This is a genomic window from Kocuria sp. LUK (genome assembly GCF_021012935.1).
Lineage (GTDB): Bacteria > Actinomycetota > Actinomycetes > Actinomycetales > Micrococcaceae > Kocuria > Kocuria flava.
In genome coordinates, this window is sequence record NZ_JAJMZI010000002.1 from 539,485 (window position 1) to 565,185 (window position 25,701).

Below are 25,701 nucleotides of genomic sequence, written 5' to 3' on the forward strand. Positions count from 1 at the left end.
ACATGAACTCCGTCGTCCTCGCCGTGGTCGGCGTGGCCATGATGATCCTCGGGTACGCCCTGTACTCGAAGTTCCTGGCCCGCCGCATCTACCGCCTGCAGCCCGACTTCGAGACCCCGTCGCACGAGCTGCGCGACGGGGTCGACTACGTCCCCACCAACAAGTACGTCCTGTGGGGCCACCACTTCACCTCCGTGGCCGGCGCGGCGCCCATCGTGGGCCCCGCCGTCGCCGTGATCTGGGGCTGGCTGCCCGCCTTCCTCTGGGTCACCATCGGCACGATCTTCTTCGCCGGCATGCACGACCTCGGCGCCCTGTGGGCGTCGGTGCGCAACAAGGGCCGCTCCATCGGCTCGCTGTCCGGGCGCTACATCGGCGCCCGCGGCCGCAACCTGTTCCTCGTGGTGATCTTCCTGCTGCTGCTGATGGTCAACGCGGCCTTCGCCGTGGTGATCGCCAACCTGCTGGTCTCCACCCCGACCGCCGTGATCCCCACCTGGGGTGCGATCGTCGTGGCGCTTCTCGTGGGACAGGCGATCTACCGCCTCAAGTGGAGCCTGCCGCTGGTCTCCGTGGTCGGCGTCGTGGCCCTCTACAGCCTCATCCTCCTCGGTGACCGCTTCCCCGTGGTGCTGCCGGACACGGTCCTGGGCCTGTCCGCCAACGCCTTCTGGATCGTGGTGCTCTTCCTCTACGCCGGGGTGGCCTCCGTGGTGCCGGTGTGGGCGCTGCTGCAGCCGCGCGACTACATCAACGGCCTGCAGCTGTTCATCGGCCTGGGCCTGCTCTACGGCTCGGTGCTGCTGTCCGCGCCCACGGTCGTGGCCCCGGCCTACAACGAGGCCGTGCCCGAGGGCACCCCCAGCCTCGTGCCGCTGCTGTTCGTGACCATCGCGTGCGGGGCGATCTCCGGCTTCCACGGCATCGTCTCCTCCGGCACCTCCGCCAAGCAGCTGGACAAGGAGACCGACGCCCGCTTCGTCGGCTACTTCGGGGCCGTGGGCGAGGGCCTGCTCGCGCTGGGCGCGATCATCGCCACCACCGCCGGCTACCGCACGATCGCCGACTGGGAGGCCGTCTACACGGCGTTCAACCAGGGCGGGGTCGCCGCGTTCGTCCAGGGCGGGGGCAGCATCGTGAACGCCGGGCTCGGCATCCCGCCGTCGCTGTCGGCCACGATCCTCGCGACCATGGCGGTGCTCTTCGCCGCCACCACGATGGACACCGGCGTGCGCCTGCAGCGCTTCGTGGTCCAGGAGGCCGCCCACCTCATGGGCGTGAACCTCAACAAGGCGCTCGCCACCGTGATCGTGCTCGTCGTGGCGCTGGGGCTGACCTTCGGCGCCGGCGCGGACGGCTCCGGCGGCATGCTCATCTGGCCGCTGTTCGGCACCACCAACCAGCTGCTGGCGGGACTGACCCTCTCGGTCGTCGCGGTGATGCTCATGCGCAAGGGCCGCCCCGTGCTGCCCGTGCTCGTCCCGCTCGTGTTCGTGCTCGTGATGTCCGTCTACGCGCTGGTCGTGCAGCTGGGCCAGTTCTGGGCCGCCGGGAACTGGCTGCTGCTGGTGCTCGACGTCGTCATCCTGGTCGCCGCGCTGTGGGTGATCGCCGAGGCCGTCGGCGCGATGGCCAGGGCGCGGAAGAACCCGCAGGACCGGGACGACCGGCCGCAGCCGTCCACGGCCGGGGAGAACCGCTCCCTGTGAGCCGGTGAGCACGTGACGGCCCTCGAACGGCTGCGCACCGTGCGGGCCCGCCTCCGGGCGGACCTGCACGAGTTCTACGTCGCGCCCTACCGGCGCACCTTCGCCCGCGCCGAGCGCGACGAGGAGGACCTGTTCATGATGCTCGTCCTCTCCGAGGCCCTCGGCGTGCCCAACCCCGCCGGCTACTACACCGCCGAGCTGCTGCCCGTGGTCTACGACCGGTTCCACGACTGGCACCGGCGCATGGGCATGGACCGCTCGCCCCTGGAGCACGTCTCATGCTGCTAGAGCTCGCCGCGACCCGGCGCGTCCTGTTCGTCGGCGGCAAGGGCGGGGTCGGCAAGACCGCCGTCGCCTCCGCCACCGCCCTCGCCCGGGCCCGGGCCGGGCAGCGGGTGCTCGTGGTCTCCACCGACCCCGCGCACAACCTCGGCCACCTGTGGCAGCGGGAGGTCGGCGACCGCATCACCGCCCTGGCCCCGGGCCTGGACGGGATCGAGGTCGACCCCGTGGCCACCACCGACGCCCACCTCGCCGCGGTGGGGGCCACGATCCGCCGGCTGATGCCCGAGCACCTCCACGGCGAGGTCACCAGGCACATGGAGCTCGCCCGCGACTCCCCGGGCACCCACGAGGCCGCCGTGCTCGAGCGCATCGCCGAGCTCGTGGACCTCGGGCTGCGCGAGTACGACCTCGTCGTCTTCGACACCGCCCCCTCCGGGCACACCGCCCGGCTCATGGCCCTGCCCGAGATCATGTCCGCGTGGACGGAGGGCCTGCTGCGCCGCCGCGGGCGGGCCGAGGGCTTCGGCGCCGCGCGGCGCGCGCTCGAGGACCCGGACGCCGGGGCCGAGCAGGTCGTGGGCACGGGGGCCGTGCGCGACCCCCGGCGCGAGCGCGACCTCGAGATCCGCCGGGTCCTCCTGCGCCGCCGCGAGCGCTTCGAGGCGCTGCGGGAGGTCCTCACCGACCGGCGGCGCTGCGCGTTCGTCATCGTCCTGGCCGCCGAGCGGCTGCCCGTGCTGGAGACCGTCGAGCTGCACGGGCAGCTGGCCCGGGCCGGCGTGCACGTCGGGGCGCTCGTGGTGAACAAGCGCTCCCCGGCCGGTGCGGGGGAGCTGCTCGCCGCCCGCCGGGCCCTCGAGGACGGCTGGCTCGCCGAGCTGCGGACCGCCCTGCCCGACCTGCCGGTGCTCGAGGTGCCCCTGCTGCCCGGGGAGGTCGTGGGGGAGGAGGGCCTCGAGCGCTTCGGGGAGGCCCTCGCCCAGGGCGCCACCAGCTCCCCGTGAGAGCCTCCCGGCCATGAGCACGGAGCCCGCAGGAGGACGCCGGCCGCCCTGGTGGCTGCTCGGTCTCGGCGCGACCGCGGTCGCCGTCGGCGCGGCCGAGCTGCTGGCCTGGGTGACCGGGCCCGTGGGCGCCCCGCTGACCGCGGTGGGCGGGGTCGTCGTCGACGCCGTGCCCGCCCCCGTCAAGGACGCCGCGATCGCCCTGTTCGGCACCGCCGACAAGCTCGTGCTGCTGCTCGTCATGGTGGCCGGGCTCGCGGGCCTGGGCGCCGGGATCGGGGCGGCCCAGCGGGCGAACCGGCCCATGGGCGCGGTCCTGCTGGCGGTGCTGGGGCTGCTCGGGCTGCTCGCGGTGCTCTCGCGGGCCGGGGCCGGCCCGGCGGACGCGGTGCCCGTCGTCGCCGGCACCGCCGCCGGGGTGCTGGTGCTGACCCTGCTGACCCGCGCCGCGGAACCGGCCCCGGACGATCCCGGCGGGGCCGGGCGGCGCGACGTGCTCACCCTGGCCGTCGCGGCCGCGGTGCTGGGCACGGCCGCCGGGGCCGCCGGCCGGTGGGCCGGCTCCGTGGCCGCCCGGGCACCCGCCGCCCGCGAGCTGCTGCGCCTGCCCGCCCCGGCCGTGCGCGAGCGGATCCCGCCCGGGACGGACCTGGGCGTGGCGGGCGCCGAGCCGTGGCTGACCCCGCCCGGGCAGTTCTACCGGATCGACACCGCCCTGGCCGTGCCGCGCATCGACGTGGCGGCCTGGCGGCTGCGGATCCACGGGCTCGTCGAGCGCGAGCTCGACCTCGACTTCGCGCAGCTCACGGCCCGGCCGCTGCTCGAGCGGGCCGTGACCCTGGCGTGCGTGTCCAACCCCGTGGGCGGGGACCTGGCCGGCAACGCCGTGTGGACCGGGGTGCCGCTGCGGGAGCTGCTGGCGGAGGCCGGGGTCGCCGCCGGGGCCGACATGGTGCTCTCCACCTCCGAGGACGGCTTCACCGCCGGCACCCCGCTGCGGGCCCTGACCGACCCGGACCGGGACGCGCTGCTGGCGGTGGGCATGAACGGGCAGCCGCTGCCCTTCGAGCACGGCTACCCCGTGCGCATGGTCGTGCCGGGGCTCTACGGCTACGTCTCGGCGACCAAGTGGGTCGTGGACCTGGAGGTCACCCGCTTCGACCGCGCCGAGGCGTACTGGACCGTGCGCGGCTGGTCGGCGCGGGGCCCGGTCAAGACCGCCTCGCGCATCGAGGTCCCCCGGCAGCGGGCCACCGTGGCCGCCGGGACGGTCGTGCTCGCCGGCACCGCGTGGGCCCAGCACACCGGGATCGCCGCCGTCCAGGTCAGCGTGGACGGCGGCCCCTGGCAGGAGGCGGAGCTGGGCGCCATGCCCTCCGCCGACACCTGGCGCCAGTGGGCGCTGCGCACCGAGCTGGGCCCCGGCGCGCACACCGCCCGGGTCCGGGCCGTCGACGCGGACGGCACCGTGCAGACCGGCGAGCAGGCCCCGCCCGCCCCGGACGGCGCCTCCGGGTGGCACGAGCGCAGCTTCACCGTCGCCTGAACCCGGGGCGGTGTGCTCCGCGCCCGCCCCGTAGAGTCGGCCGGGTGACCGCTCTCGACCCCGCCCGGATCCGCCGCGCCCGTCTCGCCGTCTCGGCGTTCTTCCTCACCAACGGGGCCCTCTACGCCAACCTCCTGCCCCGGCTGCCCGAGGTCAAGGACGCCTTCGGGCTCTCCAACACCCTCTACGGCCTGGTGGTGGTGGCGTTCCCGATCGGGGCGATCCTCGTGGGCGCCCTGCCCGGGCGGGCGGTCCGCCGCGTCGGCTCGGGCCGGCTCGCCGCCCTCGGGACGGTCGTGCTCTCGGCGTGCCTGGCCGCCGCCGGCCTCGGCGCGGGCCCGGGGGCGGGCACCGCCGCCGGGCTCGCGGTGTTCGTGGCCGCGATGCTGCTCGCCGGGATGCTCGACGCCCACGTCGACACCGCCCAGAACGCCCAGGGCATGGACGTCCAGCGGGCGCGGGGCCGGTCGATCATCAACTCCCTGCACGCGCTGTGGAGCCTCGGCGCCGTGGCCGGCGGGCTCATGGGCACCGCCGCGCTGGCCCTCGGCCTGCCCATCGCCTGGCACCTGGGCCTGAGCGGCCTGCTGTGGAGCGCCGTGGCCCTCACGGCCCTGCGCTCCGCGCTCGGGCCCGAGGACGGCACCGCCCTGCGAACGACGACGGCCCCGCCGGCCGAGGCCCACGCCGCTGCCGGCGCCGGGGACCCCGGTGCGGCGCCCGGCGCGGCCGCCCGGCCCACCGCCGCGCCGGCGGGCCACGGCGGCCGGGGACGCCGGGCCCTGCTGCTGCCGGTCGCGGCCGTGGCGATGGCCGGGGTGATGGTCGAGGACGTGGGCGCCAACTGGTCGGCCGTCTACCTCACGACCCAGCTCGCCGCCCCGCCGGCCGCCGCCGGCCTCGGGCTCGTGGCGCTGATGGCCGCCCAGTTCGTGGGGCGGATGCTCGGGGACCCCATGACCGACCGCTGGGGCCGGGCCCCCGTGGTCCGGGCCGGTGCGGGCCTGAGCACGGCCGGGACGCTGCTGGTCGTGCTCGCCCCCGTCCCGGCCGTCGCCGTCGCCGGCTTCGCGCTCGCCGGCTTCGGCTGCGCCACCCTCGTCCCGGCCGCCTTCCACGCCGCCGACCACCTGCCCGGGTTCCGGCCGGGCACGGGCCTGGCGCTGGTGAGCTGGATGATGCGGATCAGCAACCTCGGCCTCTCCCCGGCGATCGGCGTGCTCTCGGACGCCGTGGGGCTGTCCTGGGCGCTCGCCGTCGTGCCCGTCTTCACGCTCGGCGCCGTGCTGGTCGCGGGCTCGCTGCGCGACCGGCCGGCGCCCCTGGCCGGGAGCGCCCGGTCCGCCTAGAGTCGGAAGTGCTCAGCACACTGGCGAAGTGTGCACCGGCCCGGGCACGAGGACGTGCGGGGCCGGGCGGCTCCCGCGGGGTCCCGTCGGGAGCAGGACCGAGGGAAGGACGCACCATGACCGAGAACACCGCCGGCGGCGGCCAGGACGTCGTCGACATCCTGGCCGCGGACCACCGCGACATGCTCGAGCTGCTCGGGCGCGTCGAGGCCGCCTCCGACCCCGGCGAGCGACGGGACCTCCTGGACACCGTGATCGCCGAGGTGATGCGCCACTCCGTGGCCGAGGAGATGCACGTCTACCCCGTGATGGAGCAGCACCTGCCCAACGGCTCCGAGGAGGTCGGGCACGACAAGGAGGAGCACCAGGAGCTCGTCGAGCTGATGAAGAAGCTCGAGAACGTCGACGCCGCCGACCCGGCCTTCCTCGAGCTCGTCGGGGAGTTCCAGGGACAGCTGAGCCACCACGCCGACGACGAGGAGAGCGACCAGTTCCCCGCGCTGCGCGCCCACATCCCCGCCGACACCCTGGTGGAGCTGGGCCGGAAGGTCGAGCACGCCAAGAAGCTGGCGCCCACCCGGCCGCACCCGCACGCCCCGCACGCCGAGCTGTTCCACAAGACGGTCGGCCCGGGCGTGGGCATGGTCGACCGGCTGCTCGACAAGCTCACCGGCCGGCACACCGGCTGAGCCGGCCGGCGGGGTCCGGGTCAGCCGACCCGGACCTCGTGCACCCCGCGCTCCAGGCCGCGCTCGAGGGCGGCCAGGGCGTCGTCGACGTCGTGACCCGGAGGCAGCCGCGGCGGCAGCCCGGCGAGGGCGCGGTCGACGAGCCCGGTGTCCATGTGAGGCAGGCGGGCGTCGACCACCGCGATCCGCCGCCGCCGCAGCTCCCGCCGCAGCGACCCGAGCCACGAGGCCATCGCGGCCTTGGACGCGGCGTAGGCGGCCATCCCCGCCAGCGGCAGCTCCGCGACCACCCCGGTCAGCACCGCCACGGCCCCGCCGTCGGACAGGTGCGGCAGGGCCGCCCGGACCAGGGCCATGGGCCCCAGGGCGTTGACCTCGAAGAGCTCCTCCACGACCGCCTCGTCCTCCTCGGCGGCCGGGCCGAAGGCCGCCGCACCCGTGGCGATCACCACCGCGTCCAGCCCGCCCAGCTCCTCGGCGGCCCGGCGCACCACCTCCGCGACGGCGTCGTGGTCCACGAGGTCCAGGGCGTGGGCGGCGCGCAGCCCCAGCTCCCGGCGCACGTCCTCGGCGGACGCCGCCGAGCGGCCCGTCACCACGATCTGCCGGGTGCGCCCCGCGAGCCGCTCGCACAGCCGCCGCCCGAGCACACCGGTGGCCCCCACCACGAGGATCCTCGCGCCGTCCAGGTCCATGGCCGTCCTCCCGTCGCGGCCCCGGGGCGGTGCCGTTGCGACCATGCTCCGGGAACGGGCGGAGTGCGACAAGAGGGAGCCGCCGACCTGCGCCGACGCCCGGGCCGGCCCCCGCGCCCACGGCGGCCCCCTCGCCGCGCCCCTCCGCCGGCCCGGGGCCCGGGGTCCCGGGTCCGGCGGGACCGGGCGGCGCCCCCACGCCCGCACCGGCGCTGAAGACCTGGTCGGGCACCGCCGCGGACGCGGCCTTCGGGCTGGAGATGCCCGCCGCGTGGACGGTGCAGGGGGAGTTCGCGGACGTGGGCGGCACCGTGGCCGTCCTGGGCGAGGGCGGGGCCCCGGTGGCCCACCTCAGCGTCCTCGTGGCCTGGGGCGCCGAGTGCGGCCCCGGCTGCCCGACCCCGCCGGTCGTCCACCTCGGGGACGTGCCCGGGGGCGCGCCGCTCTCGCGCAGCGGGGAGTTCGTGGTGCGCTCCGTGGCGATGGACCTCGGGGCGGAGCCGGAGCTGCGCACCCTCTACGGCCGGCAGGGGCCCGTGCGGCTGACGACCTCCCTGACCGACGCCGAGGTCCCGCCGCCGGCCACGATGCTGCCGCACGTCATGCACGGCCTCGGGCTCGTCGAGACCGGCGTGGTCGCCGTCAACGGCATCACCCACCGCACCGTCGTCCTCAGCTCCGTCCACGACGTCGCCACGCTGCAGGAGGCCGAGGAGTGCACCGCCTCGGAGGAGCACCGGCAGGTGCAGGCGATGATCGCCTCGTTCCGCGCCTGAGCCGCCGCACCCGGGACCCGGGCCCGTGTCGCCGCCCGGGGCGCGTGCCGGCTCAGACCAGGTCGCGGCCGATCGTCTCGCGCAGGATCTCCGAGGTGCCGCCGAAGACCGTCAGCAGCCGCGCGGCGAGGAAGGCCTGCGCCACCGGCTGGTCGAGGATGTAGCCGTAGCCGCCGTGCAGCTGCAGGCACCGGTCCGTGACCTCCTTGGCGCGCTCGCTGGCCCAGTACTTCGCCTTCGACGCCTCGGCGAGGTCGAGGGCCCCGGCGTTGAACGCGGCCACGGCCCGCCGCACGTAGGCCTCGGTGACCTCCACCTGGGTCGCCAGCTCGGCGAGCTCGAAGCGGGAGTGCTGGAAGTCGGCCACGCGCTCGCCGAAGACGGTGCGCTCCCGCGTGTAGCGCAGGGTGCCCTCGAGGGTCTCGCGGGCGACGACGGCGGAGGCCACGGCGATCGCCAGCCGCCCCTGCGGGAGCAGCCGCCGGATCTGCCGCAGCCCCCCGCCCTCGGCGCCCACGAGGTCGCCGCCGGGCACGCGGACCCCGTCGAAGAACAGCTCGGCGGTGTCCGAGGCGCGCAGGCCCATCTTCTCGAGCGGCCGGCCGGTCGTGTACCCGGGCGAGCCCTCCTTGTGCACGAGGAACAGGCTGAAGGAGTCCTCCCCGGCGCGGTCGGTGCGCCCGTCCGTGCGCGCGAGCACCAGGGCGGCGTCGCCGCTGATGCCGTTGCCGATGAACGTCTTCTGGCCGTCGAGCACCCAGTCCCCGCCCTCGCGCACCGCCCGGGTGCGCACCCCCCGCAGGTCGGACCCGGCCCCGGGCTCCGTCCAGGCCACGGAGGTCACCAGCTCGCCGGTGAGCACGCGCGGCAGCCACCGCCGCCGCTGCTCCTCGTCGGCGTCGGCCAGCAGGTGGGGGAGCACCCAGTCGTCGGCGAGGTGGAAGGTCAGGGCCGCGCCCAGGGCGCCGGCGCGCACGAGCTCCTCGTCGAGCACCGCCCGGAACCGGTAGTCGGTCAGGCCCAGGCCCCCGTGCTCCTCGGGGACCGCGAGCCCGAGCAGCCCGGCCTCCCCGGCGGCGGTCCACAGGGTGCGCGGCATCAGGTGCGCGGCGTCCCACCCGGCGCAGTGCGGGGCGACCTCGCGGGCGACGAACTCCCGGGCGACCCCCCGGAACTCCTCGTGCTCCTCCTCGTAGAAGGCCGAGGACCCGAGGTCGAAGGACGGGGCGGGGCGGCGGTCGGTGCTCACGGGGTGCCTCCTGGGACGGTCGGGGCCGGGAACGGGTCGGGGCCCGGCGCCAGGGCGGTGCGCAGGGCGGCGCGGGCCATCTCCTCGAGGGCGGCGCGGGCGGGGCCGGTGCACCCGGCATCCTGCGGGGCGCGCAGCCGGCGGGCGGCGCGCAGGGAGTGCGGGGTCGAGTTGATCAGGCCGAAGACAGCCTGGGCGCGCAGGGTGAGGTCGGCGGGGTCGCGTCCGGGGGCGAGCTCGCCCAGCGCGTCGACCCATAGCGTCACGTAGCCGCGCTGGAGGGCGCGCACGGTGCGGCGGTCCTCCTCGGCGAGGTGGGGCAGCTCGCGGTCCTGCACCACGATCACGGCGGGCTGCTCCAGGGCGAAGTCGACCTGGAAGGCCACCAGCGCCGCCAGCCGCGCGGCGGGATCGGCCGTGGCGGCGGCCACGGCGCGGGCGCGCTCGAGCAGGTCGGTGCTGACCTCCAGCAGGACGGCGCCCAGCAGGGCCTGCTTGGACGGGAAGTGCCGGTAGACGGCGGGACCGCTGACCCCGGCCGCCGCCCCGACGTCGTCGATGGAGACCCCCGCGAAGCCGCGCTCGGCGAACAGGGCGGCCGCCGCCCGCAGCAGCTCCGCCCGGCGCCGGGCCTTCGCCCGCTCCCGCCCGGTGGCCGGAGCCGCGTCCCGGGGCACCGGCCCGGGGGGCGTCGGAGTGGTGTCGGTCGGGGTCGGCACGGGACCTCCTCCTGCGGGGACGGGGAACTGCTGGACAGTTTAGTTAATCACCACTAACTTGGGAATCCAGTGAACGACCACTCACCGGAAGGGCGGCCGGCCGGCCGCCCGGGACGGAGGCCCGGATGCAGGTGCTGGGCACCGCGGTGGAGCCGGAGGCGGCGGTCTTCCGCGCCAACGCCGCCGCGCAGGCGGAGCTGGCCGCGGAGCTGGGCCGGCGCCTGGAGCGGGCGGCGCGCGGCGGCCCGGAGGCCGCCCGCGAACGGCACACCGCCCGCGGCAAGCTGCTCCCGCGCGAGCGCGTGGACCGGCTGCTGGACGCCGGCAGCCCCTTCCTGGAGATCGGCGCGCTGGCCGCCGAGGGGATGTACGACGACGAGTGCCCCGCCGCCGGCCTGATCGCCGGGATCGGCCTGGTCCACGGGCGGCAGGTGGTGGTCGTGTGCAACGACGCCACGGTCAAGGGCGGGACCTACTACCCGATGACCGTCAAGAAGCACCTGCGGGCCCAGGAGATCGCCCTCGAGAACCGCCTGCCCTGCCTCTACCTCGTGGACTCCGGCGGGGCGTACCTGCCCCTGCAGGACGAGGTCTTCCCGGACCGCGAGCACTTCGGACGGATCTTCTACCACCAGGCCAGGCTCTCGGCCGCGGGGATCCCGCAGCTCGCCGCGGTGCTCGGCTCGTGCACCGCCGGCGGCGCCTACGTCCCGGCGATGAGCGACGAGACCGTGATCGTCCGCCACCAGGGCACCGTCTTCCTGGGCGGCCCGCCCCTCGTGCGGGCCGCGACCGGGGAGGAGGTCACCGCCGAGGAGCTCGGCGGCGGGGAGCTGCACGCCCACACCTCCGGGGTGGTCGACCACCTCGCGGAGAACGACGAGCACGCCCTGCAGATCCTCCGCGACGTCGTCGCGACCCTGCCCCCGCCCGCCCCCCGGGCCTGGCCGGTGACGGCGCCCGAGGCCCCCGCGGTGGCCGAGGAGCACCTGCCCGGGTCGGTCCCGGTGGACCCCAACACCGGCTACGACGTGCGCGAGGTGATCGCCCGGCTCGTCGACGGCTCCCGCTTCGGCGAGTTCAAGGCCGGGTACGGCACCACCCTGGTCACCGGCTTCGCCCGGCTGCACGGGCACCCGGTGGGGATCGTGGCCAACAACGGGGTGCTCTTCGCCGAGTCGGCGCTGAAGGGCGCCCACTTCGTGCAGCTGTGCGACCAGCGCGGGATCCCGCTGCTGTTCCTGCAGAACATCACCGGGTTCATGGTGGGCCGCGACTACGAGGCCGGCGGGATCGCCAAGCACGGGGCCAAGATGGTCACCGCCGTGGCCACCACCCGCGTGCCCAAGCTGACCGTGGTGATCGGCGGCTCCTTCGGCGCCGGCAACTACTCCATGTGCGGGCGCGCCTTCTCCCCGCGCTTCTTGTTCCTGTGGCCCCAGGCGCGGATCTCCGTGATGGGCGGGTCCCAGGCCGCCTCGGTGCTGGCCACCGTGCGGGCCGACCGGATGGCCGCCCGCGGGCAGGAGTGGGACCCGGCCGGGCGCGAGGCGTTCATGGCCCCGATCCGGGCGCAGTACGAGGCCCAGGGCAACCCCTGGTACGCCACCGCCCGGCTGTGGGACGACGGCGTGATCGCCCCCGCCGACACCCGCGAGGTGCTCGGGCTGGCCCTCGAGGTCTGCTCCCGCACCCCGCTGCCCGAGCCCTCCTTCGGCCTGTTCAGGATGTGAGCCCGTGACCGCCGCCCCCGTCCCCGAGCGCCCCGCCGGCCCGCGCGCCGGGACCGGGCCGCGCCCGTTCGACGTCGTCCTCGTGGCCAACCGCGGGGAGGTCGCCCGGCGCATCCTCCGCACCCTGCGCGCCCTGGGGATCCGCTCGGTCGCCGTGCACAGCGAGGCCGACCGGGACGCCGTGCACGTGCGCGAGGCGGACCTCTCCGTGTGCCTGGGCCCGGCCGCCCCGGCGCACAGCTACCTGCGCGTCGAGGCGGTCGTCGAGGCCGCCCTGGCCACGGGCGCCGACGCCGTGCACCCCGGCTACGGCTTCCTCGCCGAGAACCCCGCCCTGGCCCGGGCCTGCGCGGCGGCGGGGATCGTCCTCGTCGGCCCCGGGGCCGAGGCCATGGAGATCATGGGCGACAAGATCCGGGCCAAGACCCGCGTGGCCGCCTCCGGGGTGCCCGTGATCGGCGGGATCGCCGAGCCGGGCCTGGACGACGACGCCCTCGTGGCCGCCGCCGCCGCGCTGGAGTTCCCGCTGCTCGTGAAGCCCTCGGCCGGAGGCGGGGGCAAGGGCATGCACGTCGCCCGCACCCCCGGGGAGCTGCCCGAGGCCCTCGCCGCCGCCCGGCGGGTCGCCGCCGCGGCCTTCGGCGACGACACCCTGCTGCTCGAGCAGCTCGTCGAGGCCCCCCGCCACATCGAGGTCCAGGTCCTCGCCGACGCCCACGGGGCGGTGATCCACCTCGGGGAGCGCGAGTGCTCCCTGCAGCGGCGCCACCAGAAGATCATCGAGGAGGCGCCCTCGCCGCTGCTGGACGCGGACGCCCGCGCGCGGATGGGGGAGGCGGCCTGCCGGGTGGCCCGCTCGGTGGGCTACACCGGGGCCGGGACCGTGGAGTTCCTCGTCCCCGCCGCCGCGCCGGAGCAGTTCTTCTTCATGGAGATGAACACCCGCCTGCAGGTCGAGCACCCCGTGACCGAGGCCGTCACGGGCGTCGACCTCGTCGAGCAGCAGCTGCGCGCGGCCGCCGGTCAGCCCCTGACCCTCGCCCAGGAGGACGTGGTCCTCACCGGCCACGCCGTGGAGGCCCGCGTCTACGCCGAGGACCCCTCCTCCGGCTTCCTGCCCACCGCCGGGACCGTCCTGGCCCTCGAGGAGGCCGCAGGACCCGGGATCCGGGTGGACTCCGCGCTCGCCGAGGGCCTGGTCGTCGGCCCGGACTACGACCCGATGCTCGCCAAGGTGATCGCCCGGGGCGCCGACCGCGCCCAGGCCCTCGACCGGCTCGACGCCGCCCTGGCCTCGACCGTGGTGCTGGGGCTCGGGACCAACACCGCCTATCTGCGCGCGCTGCTGGCCGAGCCCGCCGTGCGCGCCGGGGCGCTGGACACGACCCTCGTCGAGCGGCGCCTGCCGGAGCTCGCGCTGCCGGTCCCGGACGAGGAGCACTGGGCCGCCGCGGCCGCCTTCGCCGCGGCCCACCGGCCCCCCGATCCCCGCCCGGCCGGGGACCCCGGGCCCTGGGGGCGCCCCGACGGGTGGCGGCCCACCGGCCGCGCCCGGCCCGCGGTCCACCTCGCCCACGGCCTGGGGCCGCCGCGGCGGACGGCCGTCGACGACGGCGTGCGCCTGAGCCCGCTGCCCGGCCGCCCGTCCGCGCACCTGCTCGAGGCGCACGGGCGGAGCCGGGTCGTGCACCTGGCCGCGACCCCCGGCGGGGACCGCGTGTGGGTCGGGGCCGAGGGGGCGGCCTTCGTGCTGAGCGTGCTCTCCCGCGAGCAGCTGCTCGCGCGCTCCCTCGCCGCCCTCGACCGGGCCGCCGGACCGGCCGCCCCGGAGCTGCACGCCCCCATGCCCGGAACGGTGGTCGCCGTCCCGGTCGCCCCGGGCGAGCGGGTGGCCGAGGGGCAGACCGTCGTCGTCGTCGAGGCGATGAAGATGGAGCACCGCCTCACCGCCCCCAGCGCCGGCACCGCCGAGGTCTCGGTGCGCCCCGGCGAGCGGGTGCGCCTGCACCAGCTGCTCGCCCGCGTGGTCCCCGACGACCCGCCCGATCCCGCCGCCGCGCCCGCGGGCGCCCCGCCGGCCCGACCCGACCGACCAGGAGCGTGAGCCGTGAACTTCGAGCTCGACGAGGAGCACCAGGACCTCTCCGACACCGTCCGCGCGTTCGCCGACGAGGTGATCGCCCCGGTCTCCGCGCGCCACGACGCGGCCCACGAGTTCCCCTACGAGATCGTGGCGCAGATGGGGGAGATGGGCCTGTTCGGCCTGCCCTTCCCCGAAGAGCACGGCGGGATGGGCGGGGACCTGCTCGCCCTGTGCCTGGCCCTGGAGCAGATCGCCCGCGTGGATCAGTCCGTGGCCATCACCCTCGAGGCCGCCGTCTCCCTCGGCGCGATGCCGATCCACCGCTTCGGCACCGAGGAGCAGAAGCAGCGCTGGCTGCCCGACCTCGTGGCCGGGCGCGCCCTGGCGGGCTTCGGGCTCACCGAGCCCGGGGCCGGTTCCGACGCCGGCGGCACCCGCACCACGGCGCGGCGGGAGGACGGGCAGTGGGTGCTCGACGGCGCCAAGGAGTTCATCACCAACTCCGGCACGGAGATCACCAGCCTGGTCACCGTCACCGCCGTGACCGGCACCGGCACGGACGCCGGCGGGCGGGAGCGCAAGGAGATCTCCACCATCGTCGTCCCCGCCGGCACCCCGGGCCTCGAGGTCGGGGCGGCCTACGACAAGGTCGGCTGGAACGCCTCCGACACCCACCCGCTGTCCTTCCAGGACGCCCGCGTGCCCGAGGGCAACCTGCTGGGGGAGGAGGGCCGCGGCTACGCCAACTTCCTGTCGATCCTCGACGAGGGCCGCATCGCCATCGCGGCCCTGGCCACCGGCGCCGCCCAGGGCTGCGTCGAGGAGTCGGTGCGCTACGCGCGGGAGCGCCGCACCTTCGGCCGGCCGATCGGGGAGCACCAGGCCATCGCCTTCAGGATCGCCCGCATGCAGGCCCGCGCGCACACCGCCCGGCTGGCCTACTACGACGCCGCGTCCCGGCTGCTGGCCGGGCGGCCGTTCAAGACGCAGGCCGCGATCGCCAAGCTCGTGGCCGGGGAGGCCGCGATGGACAACGCCCGGGACGCCACCCAGGTCTTCGGCGGCTACGGGTTCGTCAACGAGTCCCGGGTGGCCCGCCACTACCGCGACTCGAAGATCCTCGAGGTCGGCGAGGGCACCACCGAGGTGCAGCTGATGCTCGTCGCCCGCGAGCTGGGACTGTGAGGAGGAGCGGGATGGACGAGCAGCGCAGGGTGGTCCGGCAGCGGGGCCTGTGGTTCGAGGAGTTCGAGGTCGGCACCGTCTACGAGCACGCCCCGGGCCGGACCCTGACCGAGGCGGACAACGTCCTGTTCACGACCATGACCATGAACACCCAGTCCCTGCACCTGGACGCCGCCTGGGCCGCCCGCCAGCCCTTCGGGCAGCGGCTGGTGAACTCCATGCTCACCCTCTCCACCCTGGTCGGGGCCTCCGTGGCGCAGCTGACCCAGGGCACCATCGTGGCCAACCTCGGCCTCGAGGAGGTGCGCTTCCCCGCCCCGCTGCACCACGGCGACACCCTCTACTCGTCCTCCGAGGTCCTCGCCGCGCGCCCGTCCGCCTCCCGGCCCGGCCAGGGGATCGTCCGCCTGCGCCACACCGGGCGCGACCAGGACGGCACGGTGGTCGCCGAGTGCACCCGGTCGGTGCTCGTGTGGACCCGCGCCGCCGCCCCGCCGTGACCCGGTCCCCGCCCCCGCCCGCCGCGACACCCGAACCGGAGGAGACGCCCGTGACCGACGCGACCGCCCTCGGCCCGGCCCTGCTGTTCTGCCCGGCCGACCGCCCCGACCGCTACGCCAAGGCCGCCGCGCGCGCCGACACCGTGGTCCTCGACCTCGAGGACGCCGTGGCCGGACCGGACCGGCCCGCCGCCCGCGAGGCCCTCGTGGCCACCCCGCTGGACCCCGCCCGCACGGTCGTGCGGATCAGCGCCGAGGACACCGAGGACTTCGCCCACGACCTCGTGGCCCTGCGGCACACCGCCTACACCACCGTGATGCTGCCCAAGGCCGCCTCCGCCGAACGCCTGGCCGTCGCCGCCGAACTGGGCCTGGAGCGGGTGGTCGCGCTGTGCGAGACCGCCGAGGGGGTCGCCAACGCCGCGCAGATCGCCCGCGCCCCCAACGTCGTCGCCCTCATGTGGGGCGCGGAGGACCTCGTGGCCTCCCTCGGTGGCAGCTCCTCCCGGCACCGCGACGGCACCTACCGGGACGTCGCCCGGCACGCCCGCTCCGCCGTGCTGCTGGCCGCCGGCGCGGCCGGCAAGCCCGCGATCGACGCCGTGCACCTGGCCCTCGACGACCTCGACGGGCTGCGCGCGGAGGCCCGCGACGCCGCGGCCTCCGGCTTCGCCGCCACCGCCTGCATCCACCCCGGGCAGGTGGCCACGGTCCGGGAGGCCTACCGCCCCGGACCGGAGGAGCTCGCCGCCGCCCGGGAGCTGCTCGAGGCCGCCCGCGGCGCGGCCGGGGTCTTCGCCTTCCGCGGGCGCATGGTCGACGAGCCCCTGCTGCGCCACGCCGAGCGCCTGCTGCGCCGGGCCGGCGAGCGGCCCCCGCCCCGTTCCCCGCACCACCCGCCACCGCCCGGAGGAGCACCGTGAACCGGCCCCTGACGATCGTCGTCCCCGTCAAGCACGTCCCCGACGCCGCGCAGGAGCGCGTCCTCGCCGGCGACCCGCCCCGCCTGCAGCGCGGGACCGGGATCCTCTGCGAGCTCGACGAGTACGCCCTCGAGGCCGCCCTGCAGCTCGTCGAGGCCCGCGGCGGGACCGCCGCCGGCCACCGCGTGCTCGCCCTGACCATGGGCCCGGCCCCCGCCGCGGACGCGCTCAAGCGCGCCCTGCAGCTGGGCGCCGACGCCGCCGTCCACGTCCTCGACGACGCGCTCGCCGGCTCCGACGCCTGGGCCACGGCCCTCGTCCTGGCCGCCGCCGTGCGCCGGATCGCCGAGGAGGACGGCCGGCCCGTGGACCTCGTGCTCACCGGCATGGCCTCGACCGACGGCGAGACCTCGCTCGTGCCCGGCCAGCTCGCCGAGCGGCTCGGCCTCGCCCACGTCGGCTTCGCCACCGCGCTGTCCCTCGACGACGGCGCCGCCGCGCTCACGGCCGTGCACGCGACCGCGACCGAGTCCCTGCGGGTCGAGGTGCCGCTGCCCGCCCTCGTCGCCGTGACCGACCGGAGCAGCACCCCCCGCTACCCGAGCTTCAAGGCGATCCTGGCGGCGAAGAAGAAGCCCGTGCGCACCTGGTCCGCCGCGGACCTCGGCCTGGGCCCGGACCAGGTGGGCGCCGCCGGCTCGCGCACGGAGGTCCTCGACGCCGAGGCCCGGCCCCCGCGCACCGCGGGGCGGGTGATCCACGACGACGGCGAGGGCGGGATCCGCCTGGCCGAGTTCCTGCTCGCCGAGAGGCTCGTCTGACCGGCGCCGCCGGACCGGACCCCACGACCGCCCGGGGAGCCCGGGCAGGAGGAGGACGACCATGACCACGACCCTCGTGGTGCTCGGCGGCACGCAGCGGCTGCGCCGGGCCGACCGGGAGCTGCTCGCGCTCGCCGGCGGCCTCGGCGAGACCCACGCCGTCGTCCCCGGCGCGCCGGGGCAGGAGCTGCTGGACGCGCTGGCCGCGCACGGCACGGCCGCCGTCCACGTCCCCGCCGGGGAGCTGGACGACCGGCTCACCACCCCGCTCACGGCCCTGACCGAGGCCGCCGCCCGCGCGTGCGCCGCGGACGCGGTGCTGCTGAGCGCGACCCCGGAGGCCACGGACGTCGCCGCCCGCCTGGGCGTGCGGCTGGAGGCCGGGGTCGTGACGGACGTCGTGGCCCTCGACGCGCAGCTCACGGCCACGAAGCAGGTGCTCGCCGGGGGCTGGACCACCCGGTGCCGGGCCCGCGGCGGCGTGCTCGTGGCGACCGTGCGGCCCCATGCGGTCGAGCTGCCCGATCCCGCCCCGCCGGCGGGGGAGCCCGCGGGCCGGCCCGCGCTCCGCCGGCACGAGCTCGCCGACGGGGCCCCTGCCGCCCGGATCGTCGGCCGCGACCCCCTGCCCCCCACCGGGCGGCCCTCCCCGGCGGAGGCCCGGGTGGTCGTGGCCGGCGGGCGGGGCACGGGCGGGGACTTCGGTCCCCTGGAGGAGCTCGCCGACGTCCTGGGCGCGGCGATCGGCGCCTCCCGGGCCGCCGTGGACGCCGGCTGGATCGGCCCCGAGGCGCAGATCGGGCAGACCGGCCTCACCGTCTCCCCGCAGCTCTACGTCTCGTGCGGGATCTCCGGGGCGCTCCAGCAGCGGGCCGGGATGCAGACCGCGAAGGTGGTCGTCGCCGTGAACAAGGACCCGCAGGCGCCCGTGTTCGAGATCGCCGACCTCGGCGTGGTGGGCGACCTGCGGACGGTGCTGCCCCAGGCAGCCGCCCACCTGCGGCGGCTGCGCTCCTAGTCCTGGTCGTCGACGGTGTCCACCGCGTCCCGGGCCGCGTGCAGGAAGCCGATCACCGTCTCGGCCTGCTGCGGGTCCAGCCCCAGCGCGGCGTCCAGCAGCCGGGCGTGCATGGCGTCGAGGGTCCCGCGGACCTCGTCGTCGGAGCCCTCCGTGGCGCGCACGACGAGGGCCCGCCGGTCGGTGGGGTGCGGCTCCCGGCGCAGGTGCCCGCTGCGGGTGAGCCGGTCCAGCAGGGTCGTGACCGAGGCGGAGGAGATGCCCAGCCGCTGGGCGAGCTCCCGCGGGCGCACGAGCCGGCCGGCGCGCTGGGCCTCCAGCAGATGGCGCAGGGCCAGGAGGTCGGTCTCGCCCATGCCCATCGAGGTCCGGGTGCGCCGGCGCATGGCCGACTCCGCGCTGCGGTAGTCGCGCAGGGCCTCCAGCACGCGCACGGCGGTGCGCCGGTCCTCCGCCCCGCCGTACCAGTATCCGGAGGAGCTCCGCATTGGCTCAGAGTTCACCGTCATCTCCTGGCGTCGTGGGCTGTTCGGTGGTGGACTGGGGGACGTCGGCGGCGACCGGCGCGGACCGGGTTCCCCCGGCACGCACCGATCGTACCGCCACCGTGGCTGATAACTAGACTTTCTAGCGGTTCTCGGCTTGCATGGTGGCCACGCCCCGTCCCCGATCCGGCGCGGCCCCTCCGTGGGCCGGGCCGGGCAGCAGAGGAAGGTTCGACCATGAGCAGTGCAGTGTCCCCGCGAGACGAGCAGCCGGTGCTCTGGGCGGACGATCCCGCCCCGTCCCCGCTCCTGTCCGACCTCCACGACCTGATCGACGAGCCGGCCGAGGCGCCGGAGGAGGAGGTCGCCGGCGTCGCCGACCCCCGCTTCCTGCGCGCCGAGCTCGAGCGGCGCGTCCTGGCCGCCGCCGGCGAGGTCGAGTCCGCCGAGTGGGCCCTGGACCGGACCCGCGAGGAGGCCGCCTGGGGCGGCGCCGAGATCGGCGTGGGCCTCGACGTCGAGCCCGTGGACAGCGAGCTCGAGACGGCCCGCTGGTCCCTGGACCAGGCCGTGTGCCGGCTCCACGCCGAGCTGCACCGGGCCGCCCGCCACGGCCTGCCCGTCGAGGACATCGCCCGGGCCGCCTCCCTCGAGGCCGGCGAGGTCGGCGCGGTCCTCGCCGCCGCGGAGCGGGCCTGCGAGGACACCGGCGCGGCCGGTGCCGCCGGCGGCCTGGCCGCCGTCGTCTGAGCCCGCCCGGGCCCGGCCCGGACCTGCCTCCGCGACGCCCCCGTCCGCCCTGCGGACGGGGGCGTCGCGCGTGCCCGCGGGAGGCGGCCGGGAGATATCCGAGACCTACAGTCCTGACAACTTCGGCGTGTCGGCTGTGACCCAGGTCTCATGCGGCCTAGGGTCCTGATCAGGCCCGGAGGGCGGCACCCCCGCCGACCTCCCCGGAGCCCGTGGGACCCCCGTTCGGCCAGCCTGTCCGCGGCCACCCCACCCCGACCTCGCCCGGCAGGGTCCGCGCCACCGCGCGGGGCCGCCGGGCCCGTACCGATCCATGGAGGAAACGATGAGGACGAAGCGGGCCGCGGGTGCGGCAGTGCTCATGACCGGAACGCTGCTGCTCACCGCCTGCGGCAGTGGCGGCGGCGAGGCCGGCGCCGACGGCGGCGACGGCGGCGGCACCTTCAGCGCGTACATCGGCGAGCCCGAGAACCCGTTGATCCCCGGCAACACCACCGAGACCGAGGGCGGCCAGGTCGTCGACGCGCTGTGGACCGGTCTCGTCGAGTACGACCGCGAGACCAACGAGGCCGTCTACACCGGCGTCGCGGAGTCCGTGGAGTCCGAGGACCAGAAGACGTGGACGGTCACGCTCAAGGACGGCTGGACCTTCCACGACGGCACCCCGGTGACCGCGCAGAGCTACGTCGACACCTGGAACTGGGTGGCGAACAGCACGAACGCCCAGGGCAACTCCTACTTCTTCGCCAACGTCGAGGGCTACGAGGACCTGCAGGCCGAGGAGGGGAGGGAGCCCGCCGGGACGGAGATGTCCGGGCTCGAGGTCGTCGACGACACCACGTTCCGGGTGACCCTCACCGAGCCCTACGCGCAGTTCCCCACCACCCTCGGCTACACGGCGTTCTTCCCGATGCCCCAGGCGTTCTTCGACGACCCCGAGGGCTTCGGCGAGCAGCCGGTCGGCAACGGGCCCTTCAAGGCCGACGAGGCCTTCCAGGAGGGCCAGGGCATCACCCTGACCCGCTACGAGGAGTTCGGCGGCGAGGAGCCGGCGAAGGCCGCGGGCGTGGAGTTCCGCGTCTACACCGAGATCAACACCGCCTACAACGACCTGCAGGCCGGCTCCCTCGACGTGGTCGACCAGATCCCGCCGGACGCCATCGCCTCCGCCGAGGACCAGTTCGGCGAGCGGTACAAGACCACCCCGCGCGGGGACATCACCTCGCTGGGCTTCCCGACCTACGACGAGCGCTTCGCCGACCCGCAGGTCCGCCGGGCGTTCTCCATGGCGATCGACCGGCAGGCGATCACCGACGCGATCTTCCAGGGCTCCCGCACCCCGGCCGCGTCCTTCGTCTCGCCCGTGATCGACGGCCACCGCGAGGACGCCTGCGACGCGTGCGAGCTGAACGTCGAGGAGGCCAACCGCCTGCTCGAGGAGGCGGGCTTCGACAAGTCCGAGCCCGTGGACCTGTGGTTCAACGCCGGGGCCGGCCACGAGGAGTGGATGCAGGCGGTGGGCAACCAGCTGCGGGAGAACCTCGGGGTCGAGTACCAGCTGCGCGGCGACCTCCAGTTCGCCGAGTACCTGCCCAAGCAGGACGAGAAGGGCATGACCGGCCCGTTCCGCTCCGGCTGGATCATGGACTACCCGGTGATGGAGAACATGCTCGGCCCGACCTACTCCACCGCGGCCCTGCCGCCGGCCGGGTCGAACGTGACCTTCTACTCGAACGAGGAGTTCGACGCGAAGCTGCGGGAGGGCAACGCCGCCGACTCGGTCGACGCCGCGATCCAGGCCTACCAGGAGGCCGAGGACGTGCTCCTGGCCGACATGCCTGCCGCCCCGCTGTTCTACGGGCTCGTCCAGTACGCGCACTCGGAGAACGTCAGCGACGTCCACGTCAACAGCTTCGGCCGCGTCGAGGTCGAGGACGTCGTCGTCGGCTCGGAGTGACCCGGCCCTGAGGCCCGGGGCGCCCCCGATCGGGGCGCCCCGGGCCCGTGCGGAAGACCGAGCGCCCCGACCGGGCGCTGAGACCGTGAACGAAGGAGACCCATGGGGCGGTACGTCCTCCGCCGTCTGCTGCTGACCATCCCGGTGCTGCTGGGGGCATCCCTGCTCATCTTCTCGATGGTCTACGCGCTGCCCGGCGACCCCATCCGAGCCCTCGGCGGGGACCGCCCGCTCTCCGAGGCGGTGCAGGCGCAGCTGCGCGCCGAGTACAACCTCGACGACCCGCTGCTGATCCAGTACCTGAAGTACCTGGCCGGGCTGCTCCAGGGCGACTTCGGCACCGACTTCTCCGGCCGGCCCGTGCTGGACACGATCCTGGACCGGCTGCCCGTGACCGCCCGCCTGGCCCTCGTGGCCGTGGGCTTCGAGATCCTCATCGGCATCGCCGCCGGCGTCCTGGCCGGCCTGCGCCGGGGGTCGTTCTTCGACAACCTGGTGCTCGTCTCGACCACGGTCGTGGTCTCGATCCCCGTGTTCGTCCTGGGCTTCCTCGCCCAGTACGTCTTCGGGGTGCGCCTGGGCTGGTTCCCGATCGCGGGCATCTCCCAGGGCTGGTACAGCTACGTCCTGCCGGGTCTGGTGCTCGCGGCGCTCTCGCTGGCCTACGTGGCGCGGCTGACCCGCACGAGCCTCGCCGAGAACCTCCAGAGCGACTACGTGCGCACCGCCCGGGCCAAGGGCCTGAGCGAGGCCCGCGTGGTCGGCAAGCACACCCTGCGCAACAGCCTGATCCCCGTGATCACCTTCATCGGCGCCGACCTCGGCGCCCTGATGGGCGGGGCGATCGTCACCGAGTCGGTGTTCAACATCCCCGGCCTGGGCCGGGCGGTCTACGACGCGGTGCTGCGGCAGGAGGGCGCCGTCGTCGTCGGGATCGTGACCCTGTTCGTGTTCTTCTACATCTTCTTCAACCTGGTGGTCGACGTCCTCTACGCCGCCCTCGACCCGAGGATCCGCTATGAATGACCCCCGCACGGACGCCCTCGAGGACCAAGCCCACCCGGAGGGCCTGCACCGGGAGAGCTACGCCGACCGGGTGGACGACCGCGCCGACGAGCTGGCCTCGGCGGCCGCGGCCGGGGACATCGAGCAGACCAGCCTGTGGCAGGACGCCTGGCGGCAGCTGCGCCGCAACCCGTTCTTCCTCGTGGGTGCGCTGCTGTTCCTGGTCTTCGCGACCATGGCGGTGGCCCCGGGGCTGTTCACCTCGACCGACCCGAGGGCCTGCGACCTCGCCCGCTCCGGGGACGGCCCGCAGGCCGGGGCCCCGTTCGGCTTCGACGTCCAGGGCTGCGACTACTACGCCAACGTGGTGCACGGGGCCGGGGTGTCCCTCGCGATCGGCTTCCTCTCCGTGCTCGGCGTGCTCGCCATCGGCGTGGTCGTGGGCGCGCTGGCCGGCTACTACGGCGGGTGGATCGACTCGCTGCTGGCCCGCGTCACCGACATCTTCTACGGCCTGCCGCTGATCCTGGGGGCGATCATCCTGCTCTCCGTGCTGCCCGAGCGCGGGGTGCTCGAGGTCTCCCTCGCGCTGATCGCCTTCGGCTGGATGACCGCGATGCGCCTGGTGCGCTCCAACGTCATCGGGGTCAAGCAGTCCGACTACGTCCAGGCCGCCCGCGCCCTCGGGGCCCGCACCGGGCGGATCATCGTCCGGCACATCCTGCCCAACGCCGTGGCCCCCGTGCTCGTCTACGCCACGATCGCGGTGGGAACGATCATCGCCTCCGAGGCGACGCTGACCTTCCTGGGCGTGGGCCTGCAGCTGCCCGAGATCTCCTGGGGGCTGCAGATCAACGCCGCCCAGAACCGGCTGCGCGACGCCCCGCACCTGATCCTGTTCCCCTCGCTCTTCCTGTCCCTGACCGTGCTCGCGTTCATCCTCATGGGGGATGCGCTGCGCGACGCCCTCGACCCGAAACTGCGCCGATGAACCCCTCGCACCCCGTCCCCGCCCCGGCGGACCCGCAGCAGCGGGACGCGGAGCCGCCCGTCCTCGAGGTCGAGGACCTCGCGGTCGAGTTCCGCTCCCGCCGCCGCACCGTCCGGGCCGTCAACGGCATCTCCTACGCGGTCCGCCCCGGGGAGACCCTCGCCATCGTCGGGGAGTCCGGCTCGGGCAAGTCCGTCTCCGCCCAGGCGGTCATGGGCATCCTCGACGTCCCCCCGGCGCGCATCACCCGCGGCGCCATCCGCTTCCGCGGCCGCGACCTGCTGGGGATGACCCGCAAGGAGCAGCGGGCCGTGCGCGGTCCGGGCATCGCCATGGTCTTCCAGGACGCGCTGTCCGCCCTCAACCCCGTCTTCACGGTCGGGCACCAGATCGGGGAGCTGTTCCGCGTCCACCGCGGCGCCTCCCGCGCCGAGGCCCGGGAGCGGGCGGTCGAGCTCATGGAGCGGGTCGGCATCCCCGCCGCCCGCGAGCGCGTCGACGCCTATCCGCACCAGTTCTCCGGGGGGATGCGCCAGCGCGTGATGATCGCGATGGCCATCGCCCTGGACCCGGACCTGCTGATCGCCGACGAGCCCACGACCGCCCTCGACGTCACCGTCCAGGCCCAGATCATGGACCTGCTCACCGAGCTGCAGGAGCAGACGGGGACCGGGATGATCCTCATCACCCACGACCTCGGGGTCGTCAACGAGGTCGCCGACCGGGTGGCCGTGATGTACGCCGGGCGGATCGTGGAGAACGGCACGGTCGACGACGTCCTGGCCGCCCCGCTGCACCCCTACACGAAGGGCCTGATGGCCTCGATGCCGAGCCTGGAGTCCCAGGGGGAGCGGCTGCACCCGGTCACCGGCACCCCGCCGGACCTCTCGGCCATCCCCTCCGGGTGCGCCTTCCACCCGCGCTGCCCGCTGGCCCGCTTCGGGGCCGCGGCCGCCCCCGGCGCCGACTGCGCCGGGGACGTCCCGGTGCTGCGCGAGATCGTCCCGGGCCGCACGGCGGCCTGCCACTACAGCGAGGAGCTCGCCCATGGCTGAGACGACACCGGTCCCCCGGGGGACGACGACGGCGCAGGCGCCGCTGCTGCAGCTGCGGGGGCTGACCAAGCACTTCCCGCTCACGCAGGGCATCGTCCTGCGGCGCACGATCGGGCAGGTGCGGGCGGTCGAGGGCGTGGACCTCACCGTGGGCGCCGGCGAGACGCTGGGTCTGGTGGGGGAGTCCGGCTCGGGCAAGTCCACGGTCGCGAAGCTCGTGATGGCCCTCGAGCGGCCCACTGCCGGTCAGGTGCTCTACAAGGGCCGGGACGTCGCGGCGATGGGCGCCCGCGAGCTGCGGGAGTACCGGCGCAACGTGCAGATCATCTTCCAGGACCCCTACTCCTCGCTGAACCCCCGGATGACGGTGGGCGACATCGTGGCCGAGGCCTGGGACGTGCACCCCAACACCCTCGACCGCAGGGACCGCGGGACGCGGGTGCGGGAGCTGCTCGAGCGCGTGGGGCTGCGCGCCGACTACGCCAACCGCTACCCGCACCAGTTCTCGGGCGGGCAGCGCCAGCGGATCGGGATCGCCCGGGCCCTGGCGCTGCGCCCCGAGCTGATCGTCTGCGACGAGCCCGTCTCCGCCCTCGACGTCTCGGTCCAGGCCCAGGTGATCAACCTCCTCCAGGACCTGCAGGACGAGTTCGGGCTGTCCTTCCTGTTCATCGCCCACGACCTCTCCGTGGTGCGCCACCTCAGCGACCGGGTGGCCGTGATGTACCTCGGCGGCGTGGTGGAGACCGGCGACCGGGACGCGATCTACGAGCGGGCCGCCCATCCCTACACCCAGGCCCTGCTGTCCGCGGTGCCGGTGCACGAGCCCGCCCTGCGCGGGTCCCGGGAGCGGATCATGCTCAGCGGTGACCTGCCCAGCCCGGCCGACCCGCCCTCCGGGTGCCGGTTCCGCACCCGCTGCTGGAAGGCCCAGGACGTCTGCGCCGAGGAGGTCCCGGAGCTGGTGGACCGGGGCCAGGGCCACCCCTCGGCCTGCCACTTCGCCGAGCTGCGGGCGCCCGCGCCCCGGCCGTAGCCGGGGCGCCCCTCCCGGAGGTCGTGGGCACAGGTCCCCGGCCGGACCGCCGGTCCGGCCGGGGCCCTCTTCGTGCCCGACCGTTGCGCAGATTGTTCAACAATCACTACACTGGCTCGGAAGTGACCGGGGCCACTG

24 protein-coding genes are annotated in these 25,701 nt (G+C 75.5%); 20 read left to right on the forward strand and 4 right to left on the reverse strand.

What is annotated here, in order from left to right:
* The first annotated feature begins 2 nt into the window (after positions 1-2).
* The 6 genes from LQU92_RS05230 (at position 3) to LQU92_RS05255 (ending at position 6,582) form a co-directional block, all read left to right on the forward strand.
* Complete coding sequence (locus LQU92_RS05230) at positions 3-1,709, forward strand: carbon starvation protein A (protein WP_230778263.1); 1,707 nt, start codon at positions 3-5, stop codon at positions 1,707-1,709.
* 12 nt (positions 1,710-1,721) lie between these two features.
* Entirely contained in the window at positions 1,722-1,997 is a 276-nt protein-coding gene (locus LQU92_RS05235) for a cory-CC-star protein (RefSeq protein ID WP_230778277.1), read from the forward strand.
* The gene (locus LQU92_RS05240) at positions 1,988-2,998 is read left to right on the forward strand and encodes an ArsA family ATPase (RefSeq protein ID WP_230778280.1); all 1,011 of its coding nucleotides are present in this window, start codon (positions 1,988-1,990) and stop codon (positions 2,996-2,998) included. Before LQU92_RS05235 ends, LQU92_RS05240 begins: the two co-directional genes overlap by 10 nt.
* Positions 2,999-3,011: 13 nt before the next feature.
* Positions 3,012-4,544 (forward strand): molybdopterin-dependent oxidoreductase, encoded by a 1,533-nt coding sequence (locus LQU92_RS05245; RefSeq protein ID WP_230778283.1) that lies wholly within the window; start codon positions 3,012-3,014, stop codon positions 4,542-4,544.
* Positions 4,545-4,588: 44 nt separating this feature from the next.
* Positions 4,589-5,893 (forward strand): MFS transporter, encoded by a 1,305-nt coding sequence (locus LQU92_RS05250; protein WP_230778286.1) that lies wholly within the window; start codon positions 4,589-4,591, stop codon positions 5,891-5,893.
* A gap of 116 nt (positions 5,894-6,009) precedes the next feature.
* Positions 6,010-6,582: a hemerythrin domain-containing protein gene (locus LQU92_RS05255; RefSeq protein WP_230778289.1), complete on the forward strand. Its 573-nt coding sequence runs from the start codon at positions 6,010-6,012 to the stop codon at positions 6,580-6,582.
* A 20-nt stretch (positions 6,583-6,602) separates the two neighbouring features.
* On the opposite strand, the gene LQU92_RS05260 is transcribed toward LQU92_RS05255, so the two are convergent.
* Complete coding sequence (locus LQU92_RS05260) at positions 6,603-7,277, reverse strand: SDR family oxidoreductase (protein WP_230778292.1); 675 nt, start codon at positions 7,275-7,277, stop codon at positions 6,603-6,605.
* A 260-nt stretch (positions 7,278-7,537) separates the two neighbouring features.
* Between LQU92_RS05260 and LQU92_RS05265 the strand changes: the two genes are divergently transcribed.
* Positions 7,538-8,053 carry a hypothetical protein gene (locus LQU92_RS05265; RefSeq protein ID WP_230778294.1) on the forward strand — a complete coding sequence of 172 codons (516 nt, stop codon included), beginning with the start codon at positions 7,538-7,540 and terminating at the stop codon, positions 8,051-8,053.
* Positions 8,054-8,105: 52 nt separating this feature from the next.
* Here LQU92_RS05265 and LQU92_RS05270 read toward each other — a convergent pair whose 3' ends face one another.
* Together LQU92_RS05270 and LQU92_RS05275 are read right to left on the reverse strand one after the other, a co-directional pair.
* A complete protein-coding gene (locus LQU92_RS05270; RefSeq protein WP_230778305.1) occupies positions 8,106-9,302 on the reverse strand; it encodes an acyl-CoA dehydrogenase family protein in 1,197 nt (398 codons plus the stop codon).
* Complete coding sequence (locus LQU92_RS05275) at positions 9,299-10,021, reverse strand: TetR/AcrR family transcriptional regulator (protein WP_230778308.1); 723 nt, start codon at positions 10,019-10,021, stop codon at positions 9,299-9,301. The genes LQU92_RS05270 and LQU92_RS05275 overlap by 4 nt, the downstream gene beginning before the upstream one ends.
* A gap of 125 nt (positions 10,022-10,146) precedes the next feature.
* Here LQU92_RS05275 and LQU92_RS05280 point away from each other — a divergent pair, with 125 nt between their 5' ends.
* From LQU92_RS05280 to LQU92_RS05310, 7 genes are all read left to right on the forward strand, one after another.
* Complete coding sequence (locus tag LQU92_RS05280) at positions 10,147-11,754, forward strand: carboxyl transferase domain-containing protein (RefSeq protein ID WP_230778311.1); 1,608 nt, start codon at positions 10,147-10,149, stop codon at positions 11,752-11,754.
* A gap of 4 nt (positions 11,755-11,758) precedes the next feature.
* Entirely contained in the window at positions 11,759-13,858 is a 2,100-nt protein-coding gene (locus tag LQU92_RS05285) for a biotin carboxylase N-terminal domain-containing protein (protein ID WP_230778327.1), read from the forward strand.
* A 3-nt stretch (positions 13,859-13,861) separates the two neighbouring features.
* A complete protein-coding gene (locus LQU92_RS05290; protein ID WP_230778330.1) occupies positions 13,862-15,022 on the forward strand; it encodes an acyl-CoA dehydrogenase family protein in 1,161 nt (386 codons plus the stop codon).
* Between the two features lie 11 nt (positions 15,023-15,033).
* On the forward strand, positions 15,034-15,522 hold the full coding sequence (locus LQU92_RS05295; protein ID WP_230778333.1) for a MaoC family dehydratase: 489 nt from the start codon (positions 15,034-15,036) through the stop codon (positions 15,520-15,522).
* Positions 15,523-15,572: 50 nt separating this feature from the next.
* Positions 15,573-16,445, forward strand: a complete 873-nt coding sequence (locus tag LQU92_RS05300) for a CoA ester lyase (protein WP_230778336.1) — start codon at positions 15,573-15,575, stop codon at positions 16,443-16,445.
* Positions 16,442-17,266 carry an electron transfer flavoprotein subunit beta/FixA family protein gene (locus LQU92_RS05305; RefSeq protein WP_230778339.1) on the forward strand — a complete coding sequence of 275 codons (825 nt, stop codon included), beginning with the start codon at positions 16,442-16,444 and terminating at the stop codon, positions 17,264-17,266. Before LQU92_RS05300 ends, LQU92_RS05305 begins: the two co-directional genes overlap by 4 nt.
* A 61-nt stretch (positions 17,267-17,327) precedes the next feature.
* Positions 17,328-18,284 carry an electron transfer flavoprotein subunit alpha/FixB family protein gene (locus tag LQU92_RS05310; RefSeq protein WP_230778342.1) on the forward strand — a complete coding sequence of 319 codons (957 nt, stop codon included), beginning with the start codon at positions 17,328-17,330 and terminating at the stop codon, positions 18,282-18,284.
* Here the strand turns inward: LQU92_RS05310 and LQU92_RS05315 are convergent.
* Positions 18,281-18,772: a MarR family transcriptional regulator gene (locus LQU92_RS05315; RefSeq protein ID WP_255667187.1), complete on the reverse strand. Its 492-nt coding sequence runs from the start codon at positions 18,770-18,772 to the stop codon at positions 18,281-18,283. The two genes, LQU92_RS05310 and LQU92_RS05315, sit on opposite strands and share 4 nt — an antisense overlap.
* 234 nt (positions 18,773-19,006) lie before the next feature.
* Between LQU92_RS05315 and LQU92_RS05320 the strand changes: the two genes are divergently transcribed.
* From LQU92_RS05320 to LQU92_RS05345, 6 genes are all read left to right on the forward strand, one after another.
* Positions 19,007-19,519 carry a hypothetical protein gene (locus LQU92_RS05320; protein ID WP_230778357.1) on the forward strand — a complete coding sequence of 171 codons (513 nt, stop codon included), beginning with the start codon at positions 19,007-19,009 and terminating at the stop codon, positions 19,517-19,519.
* Between the two features lie 325 nt (positions 19,520-19,844).
* On the forward strand, positions 19,845-21,476 hold the full coding sequence (locus LQU92_RS05325) for an ABC transporter substrate-binding protein (RefSeq protein ID WP_230778360.1): 1,632 nt from the start codon (positions 19,845-19,847) through the stop codon (positions 21,474-21,476).
* A 102-nt stretch (positions 21,477-21,578) separates the two neighbouring features.
* Positions 21,579-22,502, forward strand: a complete 924-nt coding sequence (locus tag LQU92_RS05330; protein ID WP_101851010.1) for an ABC transporter permease — start codon at positions 21,579-21,581, stop codon at positions 22,500-22,502.
* Positions 22,495-23,472: an ABC transporter permease gene (locus tag LQU92_RS05335; RefSeq protein ID WP_230778369.1), complete on the forward strand. Its 978-nt coding sequence runs from the start codon at positions 22,495-22,497 to the stop codon at positions 23,470-23,472. Before LQU92_RS05330 ends, LQU92_RS05335 begins: the two co-directional genes overlap by 8 nt.
* Entirely contained in the window at positions 23,469-24,527 is a 1,059-nt protein-coding gene (locus tag LQU92_RS05340) for an ABC transporter ATP-binding protein (protein WP_230778372.1), read from the forward strand. The genes LQU92_RS05335 and LQU92_RS05340 overlap by 4 nt, the downstream gene beginning before the upstream one ends.
* The gene (locus LQU92_RS05345; protein WP_230778375.1) at positions 24,520-25,563 is read left to right on the forward strand and encodes an ABC transporter ATP-binding protein; all 1,044 of its coding nucleotides are present in this window, start codon (positions 24,520-24,522) and stop codon (positions 25,561-25,563) included. Before LQU92_RS05340 ends, LQU92_RS05345 begins: the two co-directional genes overlap by 8 nt.
* The last annotated feature ends 138 nt before the right edge of the window (positions 25,564-25,701 follow it).

What these genes read in the sequence shown, in the direction of transcription:
- LQU92_RS05265 (WP_230778294.1), top strand. Translation starts at nt 7,538, where the DNA reads ATGCCCGCCGCGTGGACGGTGCAGGGGGAGTTCGCGGACGTGGGCGGC.
- LQU92_RS05240 (WP_230778280.1), top strand. Translation starts at nt 1,988, where the DNA reads ATGCTGCTAGAGCTCGCCGCGACCCGGCGCGTCCTGTTCGTCGGCGGC.
- LQU92_RS05255 (WP_230778289.1), top strand. Translation starts at nt 6,010, where the DNA reads ATGACCGAGAACACCGCCGGCGGCGGCCAGGACGTCGTCGACATCCTG.
- LQU92_RS05325 (WP_230778360.1), top strand. Translation starts at nt 19,845, where the DNA reads ATGAGGACGAAGCGGGCCGCGGGTGCGGCAGTGCTCATGACCGGAACG.
- LQU92_RS05260 (WP_230778292.1), bottom strand. Translation starts at nt 7,277, where the DNA reads ATGGACCTGGACGGCGCGAGGATCCTCGTGGTGGGGGCCACCGGTGTG.
- LQU92_RS05230 (WP_230778263.1), top strand. Translation starts at nt 3, where the DNA reads ATGAACTCCGTCGTCCTCGCCGTGGTCGGCGTGGCCATGATGATCCTC.
- LQU92_RS05320 (WP_230778357.1), top strand. Translation starts at nt 19,007, where the DNA reads ATGAGCAGTGCAGTGTCCCCGCGAGACGAGCAGCCGGTGCTCTGGGCG.
- LQU92_RS05335 (WP_230778369.1), top strand. Translation starts at nt 22,495, where the DNA reads ATGAATGACCCCCGCACGGACGCCCTCGAGGACCAAGCCCACCCGGAG.
- LQU92_RS05315 (WP_255667187.1), bottom strand. Translation starts at nt 18,772, where the DNA reads ATGCGGAGCTCCTCCGGATACTGGTACGGCGGGGCGGAGGACCGGCGC.
- LQU92_RS05280 (WP_230778311.1), top strand. Translation starts at nt 10,147, where the DNA reads ATGCAGGTGCTGGGCACCGCGGTGGAGCCGGAGGCGGCGGTCTTCCGC.
- LQU92_RS05310 (WP_230778342.1), top strand. Translation starts at nt 17,328, where the DNA reads ATGACCACGACCCTCGTGGTGCTCGGCGGCACGCAGCGGCTGCGCCGG.
- LQU92_RS05345 (WP_230778375.1), top strand. Translation starts at nt 24,520, where the DNA reads ATGGCTGAGACGACACCGGTCCCCCGGGGGACGACGACGGCGCAGGCG.
- LQU92_RS05245 (WP_230778283.1), top strand. Translation starts at nt 3,012, where the DNA reads ATGAGCACGGAGCCCGCAGGAGGACGCCGGCCGCCCTGGTGGCTGCTC.
- LQU92_RS05340 (WP_230778372.1), top strand. Translation starts at nt 23,469, where the DNA reads ATGAACCCCTCGCACCCCGTCCCCGCCCCGGCGGACCCGCAGCAGCGG.
- LQU92_RS05295 (WP_230778333.1), top strand. Translation starts at nt 15,034, where the DNA reads ATGGACGAGCAGCGCAGGGTGGTCCGGCAGCGGGGCCTGTGGTTCGAG.
- LQU92_RS05330 (WP_101851010.1), top strand. Translation starts at nt 21,579, where the DNA reads ATGGGGCGGTACGTCCTCCGCCGTCTGCTGCTGACCATCCCGGTGCTG.